The 12,656-nt window shown below is 42.4% G+C and carries 8 protein-coding genes; 5 read left to right on the top strand and 3 right to left on the bottom strand.

Going from position 1 to position 12,656, the window contains the following annotated elements; translation table 11 throughout:
- Positions 1-28: 28 nt before the first annotated feature.
- On the top strand, positions 29-3,139 hold the full coding sequence (locus P1X15_RS20975) for an efflux RND transporter permease subunit (protein ID WP_277340091.1): 3,111 nt from the start codon (positions 29-31) through the stop codon (positions 3,137-3,139).
- A 238-nt stretch (positions 3,140-3,377) separates the two neighbouring features.
- Entirely contained in the window at positions 3,378-4,265 is an 888-nt protein-coding gene (locus P1X15_RS20970) for a DNA/RNA non-specific endonuclease (protein WP_277340090.1), read from the top strand.
- On the opposite strand, the gene P1X15_RS20965 is transcribed toward P1X15_RS20970, so the two are convergent.
- Positions 4,266-5,054, bottom strand: a complete 789-nt coding sequence (locus tag P1X15_RS20965; protein ID WP_277340089.1) for an SPFH domain-containing protein — start codon at positions 5,052-5,054, stop codon at positions 4,266-4,268. It lies immediately after the preceding gene.
- A gap of 525 nt (positions 5,055-5,579) precedes the next feature.
- Here P1X15_RS20965 and P1X15_RS20960 point away from each other — a divergent pair.
- On the top strand, positions 5,580-7,901 hold the full coding sequence (locus tag P1X15_RS20960; RefSeq protein WP_277340088.1) for an RND family transporter: 2,322 nt from the start codon (positions 5,580-5,582) through the stop codon (positions 7,899-7,901).
- Between the two features lie 55 nt (positions 7,902-7,956).
- Here P1X15_RS20960 and P1X15_RS20955 read toward each other — a convergent pair whose 3' ends face one another.
- On the bottom strand, positions 7,957-9,309 hold the full coding sequence (locus tag P1X15_RS20955; protein WP_277340087.1) for a M24 family metallopeptidase: 1,353 nt from the start codon (positions 9,307-9,309) through the stop codon (positions 7,957-7,959).
- 123 nt (positions 9,310-9,432) lie between these two features.
- A complete protein-coding gene (locus P1X15_RS20950; protein WP_277340086.1) occupies positions 9,433-10,263 on the bottom strand; it encodes a TerC family protein in 831 nt (276 codons plus the stop codon).
- Positions 10,264-10,391: 128 nt separating this feature from the next.
- On the opposite strand from P1X15_RS20950, the gene P1X15_RS20945 reads away from it, so the two are divergent.
- Both P1X15_RS20945 and P1X15_RS20940 read left to right on the top strand, forming a co-directional pair.
- Entirely contained in the window at positions 10,392-11,582 is a 1,191-nt protein-coding gene (locus P1X15_RS20945) for a methionine aminotransferase (protein ID WP_310586040.1), read from the top strand.
- 27 nt (positions 11,583-11,609) lie between these two features.
- Positions 11,610-12,650 carry a ferredoxin--NADP reductase gene (locus P1X15_RS20940; protein ID WP_277340085.1) on the top strand — a complete coding sequence of 347 codons (1,041 nt, stop codon included), beginning with the start codon at positions 11,610-11,612 and terminating at the stop codon, positions 12,648-12,650.
- The last annotated feature ends 6 nt before the right edge of the window (positions 12,651-12,656 follow it).

Raw genomic sequence — 12,656 nt, 5'->3', positions numbered from 1 at the left:
AAATCCAAAATCAAATTAAACAAAAAGAATGGCTTCGTTATCAACAACCAGTATTCAGCGGCCAGTATTAGCGGTAGTGATGTCGTTAATTATCATTATTTTTGGTTTGATTGGGTTTTCATATTTGGGGGTGAGGGAGTATCCTAGCGTCGAACCACCCGTCATTAATGTCAGTACGAGCTATACCGGTGCCAATGCCGAAATCATAGAGTCGCAGATTACGGAGCCGCTTGAAGAGTCTATCAACGGGATTTCGGGGATTAAAACTCTGACCTCTTCAAGCCGCGACGGGCGAAGCAACATCACCGTAGAGTTTGATTTAGGAATTGATTTGGAGACAGCTGCCAACGACGTTCGCGATCGCGTATCTCGCTCTTTAGGCCTGCTTCCGCGCGATATAGATCCCCCTATTGTTTCCAAAGCTGATGCTGACTCAAACCCCATCTTTTTCTTGAATGTAAAAAGTGAGAAGCGTTCGATGCTTGACCTCAATGATGTGGTGGAGCGTCAACTCAAAGAACGTTTGCAAACGATTCCGGGCGTAAGCTCCATTCAAGTATGGGGAGAAAAGCGCTACGCTATGCGTCTGTGGATAGATCCTCTGAAATTGGCTTCGTATCGGCTTACGGCGATTGATGTCCTCAATGCCCTCACTCGTCAAAATATTGAACTTCCATCGGGTACGATTGAAGGAGCCACCACTGAGCTGACAGTACGTACCTTGGGGCGGCTTACTACGGCCGAAGAGTTTAACAATATGATAGTGAAAGAGGATGCCGATAGGGTCGTGAAATTTGCTGACGTAGGTCGAGCCGAATTGGCACCAGAAAACGAGCGTACTCTCATGCGTCGCGATGGTATTCCGATGGTAGGAGTGGCCATCGTACCTCAACCGGGAGCAAACCAAATCGCGATTGTGGATGAAGTATATAAGCGTTTTGACCAAATCAAAAAAGACTTACCTCCCGATATTGTTCCTGCGATTGGCTTTGATTATACGCGCTCGGTTCGGCGCTCGATAGAAGAAGTAGAAGAGACCATCATTGTGGCGTTTGTATTGGTAGCGCTTATCATTTTTGTTTTTTTGCGGGATTGGCGTAGTACGCTCATTCCATTGACCGCCATTCCTGTGTCTCTCGTAGGTACTTTCTTTTTAATGTACATTATGGGATTCTCAATCAATGTACTGACGCTACTGGGGATAGTGCTTTCGATTGGGCTGGTAGTGGACGACGCGATTGTAGTACTAGAAAATATTTATACCAAAATAGAAGAAGGTATGTCGCCTTGGGAGGCGTCAGTGGCGGGGTCAAAAGAAATTTACTTTGCTATTATTTCTACAACCGTTACTTTGGCGGCAGTGTTTTTACCCATTATCTTCTTACAAGGTGTTACGGGACGGCTTTTCCGAGAGTTTGGGATTGTAGTAGCGGGTTCAGTGATTATCTCGGCATTTGTGTCGTTGACGTTGACTCCCATGCTAAGTTCGAAACTTCTGAAGACACGTCATAAACAACCTTGGTTGTACCGAGTGACCGAACCATTTTTTGTGTGGCTCAATGAAGCATACGAAGCTTCTTTGGCCAGTTTTATGAAGGTACGTTGGTTAGCATGGGTATTAATGGTAGGCTTTATTGGAGTCATTTATGCTTTATTCAAATACGACGCTATTCCTTCTGAGCTGGCACCTATGGAAGATAGACGAGGCTTGAGAGTGTCTATTACTTTGCAAGAAGGAGCAACATTTGATTTTACGGACCAATTCCTCCAAGAGTTTGCCAAAGTAGTAGATGACGAAATTAGTCCTCAAGAGCAAAGTGCTTTGATTACCATCACCGCCCCAGGATTTTCGACCAATGCAACCAATACTGGTTTTGTGCGGGTGGTATTGTCCGAACCCGAAATGAGACAGCGGTCGCAGATGGTAATTTCGGAGGCTATCCAAGCCAAAGTAAAGAAAATACCGGGTGCGCGCTCTTTTGTGATTCAAGACCCTACTATCCAAACGGGCCAGAGAGGAGCTAATTTCCCCCTTCAATACGTAGTACAAGCGACTAGTTATGAAAAATTGAGAGCCATCATTCCTGAGCTCATGAAAAGGGTAAGCGAGAGTCCGATGTTACAGGGGACAGACGTTAACCTTAAGTTTACAAAGCCCGAAATTCGACTTGAAATTGACCGTGACAAAGCCCAAAACTTAGGGGTTTCGATTCAGGATATTGCACAAACGCTCCAATTGGGATTGTCGGGACGGAGGTTTGGATATTTTTTAATGAATGGAAAACAATACCAAGTCATTGGGCAAATCGATCGCTCAGACCGTAATGATGTTATTGATTTGAAATCACTTTTTGTAAAAAGTAACCGTAACGAACTTATTCAACTCGATAACTTTGTCAAATTAACTGAACAAAGTTCTCCACCACAATTGTTCCGTTTCAATCGGTCGTCGGCGGCTACGATTACAGCAAGTTTAGCCAAAGGAGTGACCCTGGGGCAAGCTATCAATGAAATGGACAAAATCGCCAATGAAGTCTTAGACGATACTTATACTACGGCATTGGATGGTCAATCGCGTGAATTCAAAGATAGTTCTTCAAGTTTGCTGTTTGCTTTTGGATTAGCGCTTGTTTTAATATATCTGATTTTGGCGGCCCAATTTGAGAGTTTTATTGACCCTATCATTATCTTATTGACGGTGCCGTTGGCGGTGTGCGGAGCGCTTTTGTCTTTGTGGGATTTTAGTCAAACTCTCAATGTGTTTAGTCAAATCGGGATTATCACTTTGGTAGGACTTGTTACCAAAAATGGGATTTTGATTGTGGAATTTGCCAATCAAAGAAAAGAAGCGGGATTGAGTAAAATCGAAGCTGCCAAAGAAGCATCGGCGGCGCGTTTCCGACCTATTGTAATGACGAGTCTTTGTACTATTCTAGGAATTTTGCCTATCGCACTTGCCTTAGGGGCGGGTTCCGAAAGCCGTGTTTCTATGGGGATTGCGGTAGTAGGAGGGCTTTTATTTTCAACTGTTCTTACGCTTTATATTATTCCTGCGATATACTCTTACCTTTCGCGAAACCTTAAACATACTTCAAACGAGCCTGCTCCGCAAAAGCTAGTAGTTGAAGAAAATCAATAATTTTTTTAGTTTTCCATACCGTTTCTTGAAGAGCCCCTACCGAAAGGTAGGGGTATTTTTTTGCAGTAAGATTAGTAGAAAATATACTAAAAACTGGAAAAACTATCTTTATGGTTTATTAATAAATACAAAAACGGATATTTTTTATACTAAAATAAAAGTATTCATGTAATTTCGTTGGCCAGTTAAGTCTCATTCTTGCGCTTTTTGTAAAGAAGAGGCTTCTTAAAAACAACGCATGAAAACGCTTTATTTATTAATCATAACGGGGCTAATGCTAGGAGCTTGCCGTTCGGAGTCAGAAGTGATTCCGGTGAATGAAAAACCTACCCGCGATGCACATCTTGCCCTTGGCAATCCTAGTAATGCTACCACCAATCCGGCTAATTCGATAAACTATCTGCTTGAAAAACAAACCTATGTAGTAAGCTATAATGCTACCCTAAATTTGACAAACTGGTGTGCTTGGCATTTGTCAGAAGCTTGGAAAGGAGGAGTTGAGCGTTACACGGGGTCGTTTATCGCCGACAATACCCTGCCTACAGGCTGGTACGTAGCTCGTCATGCCGATTATACCAACAGCGGTTTTGACCGTGGACATCTTTGCCCTAGCGACGACCGCGATAGTACGGTAGAAGAAAATAAAAGTACGTTTTTGTTGACTAATATCGTACCGCAAGCGCCTCAACACAACCGCCAAAGTTGGCGATTGTTGGAGGAATATTGCCGTGCGCTCATGAAAGAGGGCAATGAACTCTACATCGTGGCAGGTACTTGGGGAGTAGGCGGAGAAGGTGACAACGGAGTAGCAACTAGCATTGGAAATGGCAAAATCACGGTACCAAGCGCGCTTTGGAAAGTAATTTGTGTGTTGCCTGTTGGCTCCAATGACCTAAAGCGCGTACAAACCTTGACGCGAGTGATTGGCGTATGGATGCCTAATAACAACGCCGTTGGTGCCCAAAAGTGGTCAACCTATCGGGTAAGTATTGATGAAATAGAACAAAAAACAGGGCTTGACTTTTTCTCAAATGTTTCGCCAGACATTCAAAAAGTAATTGAACAAAAAATGGATGTTCAACCAATCCAAACCCTGTTTGATGAAATAGTAGATACATTAAATTGATTATTGTTGACCCAAAATAATGGGAGTTCGTCCGTCTGTAATGATGACCTTATTTTGGGTAGTTCTAATAGCTTCAATCCACTGTTCTTGTAATACTCTTGGCTCTAACCCACTCGCTTTGACGCGGTTAGCTTCGGCTTCAATCTTGGCTTTTTCTAGGTTCATACGTGCTACTTCAAGTTCGTTTCTAACTTGTTCTGCTTGTTGCTTGGCATTGTTGCGTCGTTCGATAGCCTCTGCCATAGAGGCGGGTGGTTTGAGACCACTGGTAAGTGCGGTGAGGGTGAAGAATTTATTTTCAAAGTCTTTTTTTAATCTCATTTCTACCGATTGTTCGAAGTTATTGAGGTTGTTCATCAGACTATCAGTACTAAAATTACGAGCTTCCTCACGGTAGGCATTGACGACTAAAGCATTCAAGACTGCCGATTCTATGTTGTCCATGATGGTATTGGCATCGTCGATTCCTACGTGTTTGTAGTTGAAAATAATATCAGCGCCTTTGCCTCTGATGGCCTGATAGGTGAGGGAAGGGTCTACCGTAAACACACCTGCATCTTTGGCCGTAATGACTACTTCGGAAGGGTCAGCTTTTTGTTCAAACATGGGGACTTGATAGAGTTCTGTACCGGGCCCGAGTAGCCCTTGCGAACCTGTTACTACGGAGAAATCCCCTCGGCCTTCGCGACCGTAGTTTTTCATGAGTACGCCTTCGTAGTTGGGCTGAACGCGATTACAAGCAGAAAGAGCCATAGCGCTCAAAATCATTAGTTTAAGAGTATTTTTCATTTGGGACGGAAGTATTTAGAGTATGGAAAAAAGATAAGAACAATAAGATGCGCTATGGCAGTGCCCCAAGCTAAGTAGGGGTGATTGGTTTTAAAAACCCACCAATGTCCCCAAAAAGCAATGAAGTTGAGGAGAGCAAAGACAAAAACTCTGAAAAAGAAAAATTGCATACAAAGTGAGGGTTAGTGTTTGATTATTAGAGTATTGTAATAGTAAGACAAGGTATCAATACTGGATGTTTGTTTTGCAATGATATTTATTTAATGGTCGGGAAGGAAAGTGGTTTTTACTAAACGGCTTGAAAGTAAATCGAACGGTGTAAAAATAGGGCTAGAAAAAGGAAGTTAGAATGACAAAAAATGTAGCTACATTTTTTTATTAAACTTTATTCTATTTATAATCGTCTGAAAACAAGTAGATTGGTGGTGTAGCGGTGTTCTTTTTTTAGCATATTGAAATATTAAGGGCTTATCATCAGTCTAGGTAAGTTATCTTTGCACCTTTCATAAAACTGGATTGGTATTTATGTGGCATAAAATTGCAGATTTTATTATTCGTTTTCGACTTATACTAGTTGCGATAGTAGTATTGTCTACTGCTTTTATGGCTTATGAGGGCAGTAAAATAGAGCTTTCCTATCAAATGGCGCGCATCCTTCCGCCGAGTGACCCGACCGAAAAAGAATATCAAGCTTTTCGTAAGCTCTTTGGCGAAGACGGCAGTGTGATGGTGATTGGTTGGGAAGAGCCAGCTATGTTTGAAATCAATAAATTTCGGGATTGGATCAACTTAGCGCAGCGTATCAAAGACACCAAAGGGATTAAAAATGTGATGTCGCTTGGTCATTTGTATAAAGTAGTGCGTAATGATAGTTTGAGTCGATTTGATTTTGTCCCACTGCTCAAGGGCTTACCTACAACTCAAGCAGGGGCTGATTCGGTCAAAAAGCAAGTGGGTGATTTACCTTTTTATGAGGGCTTGGTGCTTAATTCTAAGACAAACGCTACGCTTATTGTTATTACTTTTAACGAAAAAGAACTAAACTCTTCTCGCCGTATTACGATTGTGCAAGACATCAGGGAGATGGCAAAGGAGTTTGAAGAAAAACACAATACCTCGCTGCATTACTCAGGTATGCCCTATATCCGCACCGTGATTATGAAAAAAATCTCGGGCGAGATGCAGTTGTTTATGGGGTTAGCGGTGCTTGTGACAGGCTTTATTTTATGGGCATTTTTCAGGTCGTTTCGACTTACTATGGTTTCTATCGGTGTAGTACTGATTGGAGTCGTATTTTCGGTAGGGATACTTCAGCTTTTTGGTTATAAAATCACCGCTTTGACAGGACTTATTCCTCCACTGTTGATAGTGATTGGCGTGCCCAACTGTGTATTTTTATTGAATAGGTATCAAGCCGAGCTAAAATCTCATGGCGATAAGCTTAAAGCCATTCGTGAAATGGTGGCACAGGTCGGGCTTTCTATTTTCTTAGCTAATGCCACCACGGCGATTGGCTTTGGGGTGTTTTACTTTACCAACAGTGCACTTTTGGTTGAGTTTGGGATTGTGGCTTCAATTTGTGTTATGATAACTTTTGTGTTGTGTTTGGTTTTGTTGCCGATTACTTTGTATTACATGGATGTTCCTAAGCCGCGCCATTTGCGTCATTTGGAAGGAAAATGGGCTATGGGATTCTTGCAAAAAGTAGATTATTTGGTACATCATCGGCGGCGCTATATCTATATAGCAATGGTCGTAGTGATTGCAATATCGGCTTATGGTATGACAAAAATCAAGGCTATAGGATACGTAGTGGATGATTTACCCAAAGATGATCCTATCTATGTTGATTTGCGTTTTTTTGAATCAAACTTCAATGGAGTCTTGCCATTTGAGGTCATGATTGATACCAAACAGCCCAATGGTGTTTTTGGAAATCAAGCCAAAACACTTTATAAAATCAAAGCTTTACAAAACGAACTAGCTTCTTACAAAGAGTTTTCTAAGCCTATTTCGGCCGTAGAAGCCTCACGGTTTTTGTACCAAGCGTATCGAGGAGGGAGTGGCAAATATTATGTGCTGCCCGGGGTGTTGGAGCTTTCCAAACTTACCGAGTACGTAAAAAGTGAGCAGGGCGGAGCACAGCAATTGAATACCTTTTTGAACAAAGACCGGAGCATCACACGCGTGAGTTTCCAAATGGCCGATGTGGGGTCGGAGCGTATCAAAGAACTTATCAAAGAAATCAGACCTAAAGTAGATTCAATTTTTAGCCCTAACGAATATAAAGTAAGTCTGACAGGCCATAGCCTTGTGTTTTTAAAAAGCAACGACTACCTGTTAGGGAATCTTTATGAGAGTTTGTTGATTGCAATTGTGCTCATTGCATTAGTAGGAATGGTGCTATTTCGCTCGGTATCGATTATTCTTTTGTCCAAGTTGCCTTGCTTGATTCCTTTAGCTCTTACAGCGGGGATTATGGGCTATTTTGGGATTTACTTTAAGCCTACTACTATTCTTGTATTTAGTATTACTTTCGGTATTGCATCTGATGGTACAGTGTATTTTTTGACGCGTTATCGACAAGAAATATATCAAAAAGGGAGAACTCCTTCCGAAGCGATTACTCAATCGATTTTCGGGACAGGACTGAGTATGATTTATACAGCAGCTATTCTTTTTTGTGGGTTTGCGATTTTTGCCGCTTCAAGTTTTGGGGGCACTGCAGCGATGGGAGTGATGGTTTCTATTACGCTGTTGGTGGCAATGTGTACCAATCTCATCTTATTACCAGCGTTGCTATTGTCGATTGCGAAACGTCAAGGTAAAGACGTTTTGCCCTCATAAAACAAAAACCTCTGAAAGATTCAATACGAATCTTTCAGAGGTTTAATTAATTGACTTACTTCACATTAGGCAATTTTCGAGGAATCGTAAAAATTTCTGTTTGTCGACCGTCTAGGTATTTGAACCCTTCTTGCGTATAGTAGCCGTCTTCTTCGAGCATGATTCTAATTGTTTTTTTCCATTCGGGAATCTCGACTGCTACATTCAATTCTATGGAATAGGCCGTATTAGGAAAGAGAGGATAATCACCTGGCCCTGCCACGCCTTTCTGTTGGTCCCACATGCCTATGGTAGGACCCGCAGCATGGCCATGAACTCCGATGGGGTGAGAATAAATACTCCCCGTGATTCCTTCGCTTTTTGCTTGTTCGAGAGAGGCAAGGAGCATTTGATTGCCAGTTGTGCCAGATTTGAAGCGAGAAGTAAGAATGTCTTGCAGACGATTACCTTGCGCAAAAGCCTTTTTCAAAAAATCTGGTATTTCTGTTTCGCCTGGACGAAGCACGTAGGCGTGCTGCTGTTGGTCGGTGTTGAGACGAAGGTAAGTAATGCCAAAATCACAATGTAACAAATCTCCGGGCATAATGACTTGCTGAGCAGGGCGTTTAGAAAAAGTACGAAGATGGTCAAAACTAGCCGGGTCGAAACGTTGAATATCGACGGTGGGATGAAACCAAGTTTCTAGTCCTAAGTCGGTTACTTTTTGTCGCATCCACCATACTACATCATCGGTAGTAGTAACACCCGGATGAATTACTTTTTCGGAAAAAGCTTCTTGAATGATTTCGTGCGAAATACGGCAAATAATAGGATAGATGGCTTCTTCTTTGGCACTCCGTGTTTCGAGCCATGCTACCGCTAAACGGTCAGCAGCTACGACTTTTGCTTTTTGTTTTTCAGACAAATGAGCCATTAGCTCTTTTTGCTCGGTATAGGTGAGGCCATCAGCATGGCCATAATCCTTAGAAAAGTTGAGGGCAATTTTTTTAGGATTGCGTTGTTCGATAGCATTGGCAAGGGCGAGCCATTGATTAGGCTGTACGTTGATGTCCCACTCACCTTTTAGTAAGACTCCTACATCATAACGAGCAATGGCTATTTTTTCGAGTGGTTTGTCGCCACCAGCATCATAGAAAACCATGATAGTACGTCGGCGTGCAGAAAGCCACGTACTAGGTAGCATCGTCCGCATGACGGGGTCTTCATTGTATTCGCGGGAGATGATGACCCACATATCAATTCCTTCACGACGCATGAGTTGAGGGAGAAGATTGGTAAGACGGTCTTCCAAGATTTCGTCAACGACGCGGGCGCGATCTCGCTCAGGTAAAATAGGGTACTGAGCCGAAAGTTCAGCAGCGATTAAACAAAAACTAATGATGAGTTTGAGGAGTAAGGGTTTTTTCATAAATAATCGGGTTGATGAGGTGAAGTATATTTTATTGTGGCAAAAAACGAGGGATTGGAGCCATAAAAAAAGCGTTGGTGTTTTATTTATGCAACAAACACCAACGCTTTTTACCAAAAGAAACTACTTTGATTGATGAGTAGGTAAGATGCCTTCTTTTTCGGCTTGAGACGGGTAGCTGTGTAATTGAACAGGCTTGGCACCTTTACGCATTTTGATGTTGAGAAACTCCACAAAAAGCGAAAAAGCAATGGCAAAATAAAGATAACCTTTAGGAACTGAACCTACGTGAGTATTAAAAATAGAAACTTCTGCTAAGTGAGCGCCTTCTGCAATCAGCATAAAACCGATAGCAATCAAAAAGGCCAAGCCTAACATTTGTACAGAAGGGTGACGATTGACAAAATCGCCCACTGGACCCGAAAATAGCATCATGATGACCACCGATAGCACCACGGCGATAATCATAACCGTCACGTTTTGGGTAAGACCAATAGCGGTCAGAATAGAATCAATTGAAAACACTACGTTGATAAGGGCAATTTGGATAACAACGCTGCTAAGGGTAGCTTTGCCTTTGCTTTGAGTGGTGTGGGCCTCTTCTTCCGCGCCTTCCAATTTGTGGTGAATCTCCGACGTACTTTTGTAAAGAAGAAACAAGCCTCCTAAAATAAGAATGACACTTTGGCCCGAAAAAGCGGCTTGTAGCCAACCCATATCAATATGAGTAAAGGGCTTAGAAAGTGAAATGATAAACGAAATACCGAACAACAAAGACACCCTGAAAATCATGGCAAGCAGCAAGCCGATGTTTCGTGCTTTGGGCTGATCTGTCCGAGGGAGCTTGTTGGCTGCAATCGAAATAAAAATGATGTTGTCGATACCCAAAACGATTTCTAAAAACGTCAGGGTTAGTAAACTAATAATCGCATCGGCGGTAAATAGTGATTCCATTGAGTGTAGAGAAATTTAGCAGAGAATGATAGATGACAATAAGTACGATTTTGTAAGTTTGGTTTTAAAGATAATTGACAAATCGTGATTGAGAAAAAGGAAAACCCAAAATTCATCGCGAATTCGGTGTGAATAGAATAATTTTACACGAAATTACCAAACACTACATGGACGGTTTAAAAATAGAGTCTAAACTTCCTAACGTCGGAACCACCATCTTCACCGTAATGTCGGCACTTGCTCATGAGTATGATGCCATCAATCTTTCTCAAGGATACCCTGATTTTGAAATGCCTGAGCCTTTGGTCAGGCTTACTAGTCAGGCTATGGAGCGAGGCTTTAATCAATATTCTCCAATGGCCGGATGGATGCCACTTCGCGAGAGTATTGCAGCCAAAATCCAAGATTTGTATGGAGTCATTGTCAATCCTGATTCCGAAATCACTATCACACCTGGAGGGACTTATGCTATCTATACGGCCTTTACGTCGGTACTAAGGGCAGGAGACGAGGTGATTGTGTTTGAGCCTGCCTATGATAGCTATATCCCCAATATCGAAGTGAATGGTGCCGTAGCGATTAGGATTCCGCTACAGTTTCCTTCTTATCAAATCAATTGGGAGGAAGTAAAGGCGCGGATTACACCTCGTACACGCATGATTGCTCTTAATTCTCCTCACAACCCTACTGGTAGTGTGTTGCGAGACGAAGACATCGCGCAGTTACGCCATTTGGTGCAGCAGCATAACCTTCTCATCCTGTCTGACGAGGTGTATGAGCATCTTATCTATGACCACGAACCTCACCGAAGTATCTTGCGGTACCCCGATTTGCGTGAGCGAGCTTTTGTTTGTTTTTCGTTTGGGAAAGTATACCATTGTACTGGTTGGAAAATGGGCTATTGCGTAGCTCCTCCTGATTTTACGGTGGAGTTTCGAAAAGTACATCAATTCAATTGCTTTTCATGTTATACGCCAGCGCAGGTGGCATTGGCGGAGTATCTCAAAGATAAACATGCGTATCGGTCTATTGCCCAGTTTTATCAGCAAAAACGAGATTACTTTGGGATATTGATGAAACAAACGCGTTTTAAGCCCTTGCCTAGTCGGGGAAGTTATTTTCAACTATATCATTTCGATCATTTTTCGAGTGAGTCCGACAAAGAGTTTTCTATGCGGCTTACCAAAGAGCATGGAGTGGCTTGTATCCCAGTGTCGGCGTTTTATCAAGAGGCAACAGACAATGGTGTAGTGCGCTTTTGTTTTGCCAAAAAACAAGAAACGCTCGAAAAAGCCGTCGAAAGATTGGTCAAAATATAAGTAATCGTAACCCTAAACTAAGAATTGATGTCCAGTACTATCCAACTACGCGTAAAAGCATTTGTCAGTGAAACTTATGACGCCAAGACAATCTTCTTAGAACCCCTTGATGGAGAGAAAATGGTATACGAATCAGGACAATTCCTGACATTGATAGTACGACATAATGACCATGAAGTTCGTCGGTCGTATTCCTTCAGTTCTTGGCCAGGGGAAAATAATTTGTCTATCACCGTCAAAAGAGTAACCAACGGCGAAATCTCACGATATTTGCTTGACCACTTGAAGGTAGGGGATGTGTTGGAAGCATTGCCACCGGCGGGCAGATTTACGGTGACTACGCAGTCAGATACCAAGCGCGACATTTTTATGTTTGCGGCGGGAAGCGGGATTACGCCTATGTATTCGTTGCTCAAAAAAATTCTATATCTCGAACCCCAAACTGTAATAACACTGCTATACAGCAATACCCGTGAGCGTACAATCATATTTAAGGATGCCCTAGAAGGGCTGCAAGCTCAGTTTCCTAGCCAACTGCGCTTGTATCATCTCTTGAGCGAACCTTCCTCAGAGTGGGAGGGAATGCGCGGTCGACTCAATAATACGCTCACCGAAGATTGGGTGAAAAACAAACTACTCTTTGAGCCAAAAGATGCTTTGTTTTTTGTTTGTGGACCGCCCATTTATATGCAAGTGGTACAGTTTACGTTGGGATATATGGGCTTTGATGAAACCCAAATTCGTAAAGAAAATTTTACGATTCCAGCCGCAATTCCTCAACTACCAACCTCGGAAGCACATACAATTGGCCTTCGATATTTGGGAAAAGACTACCAACTTCTAGTACCTGCTTATACCAATATCTTAAAAGCGGCCCTTGAGGCAGGTATTCAGCTTCCTTACAGTTGTAGAGGAGGAAGGTGTTCGGCTTGTATTGGTAAATGTATTTCGGGAAAAGTAGGAATGATTATCAATGATGTATTGACAGAGCGAGACTTGGCGCAGGGCTGGATGCTCACCTGTACAGGATACCCTCAAGATGAGGAAGTAGTGATACAAATACTCTGAAAACCC

Origin of the sequence: Runella sp. MFBS21, from assembly GCF_029433105.1 — a bacterium.
Taxonomy (GTDB): Bacteria; Bacteroidota; Bacteroidia; order Cytophagales; family Spirosomataceae; genus Runella.
Note: the sequence above shows the minus strand (reverse complement) of the source record. Positions and strands in the feature narration are given on the sequence as shown.

Bases quoted from the DNA above. Each gene is read 5' to 3' on its own strand.
- P1X15_RS20975 (WP_277340091.1), top strand. From the start codon at position 29: ATGGCTTCGTTATCAACAACCAGTATTCAGCGGCCAGTATTAGCGGTA.
- P1X15_RS20970 (WP_277340090.1), top strand. From the start codon at position 3,378: ATGAAAACGCTTTATTTATTAATCATAACGGGGCTAATGCTAGGAGCT.
- P1X15_RS20965 (WP_277340089.1), bottom strand. From the start codon at position 5,054: ATGAAAAATACTCTTAAACTAATGATTTTGAGCGCTATGGCTCTTTCT.
- P1X15_RS20960 (WP_277340088.1), top strand. From the start codon at position 5,580: ATGTGGCATAAAATTGCAGATTTTATTATTCGTTTTCGACTTATACTA.
- P1X15_RS20955 (WP_277340087.1), bottom strand. From the start codon at position 9,309: ATGAAAAAACCCTTACTCCTCAAACTCATCATTAGTTTTTGTTTAATC.
- P1X15_RS20950 (WP_277340086.1), bottom strand. From the start codon at position 10,263: ATGGAATCACTATTTACCGCCGATGCGATTATTAGTTTACTAACCCTG.
- P1X15_RS20940 (WP_277340085.1), top strand. From the start codon at position 11,610: ATGTCCAGTACTATCCAACTACGCGTAAAAGCATTTGTCAGTGAAACT.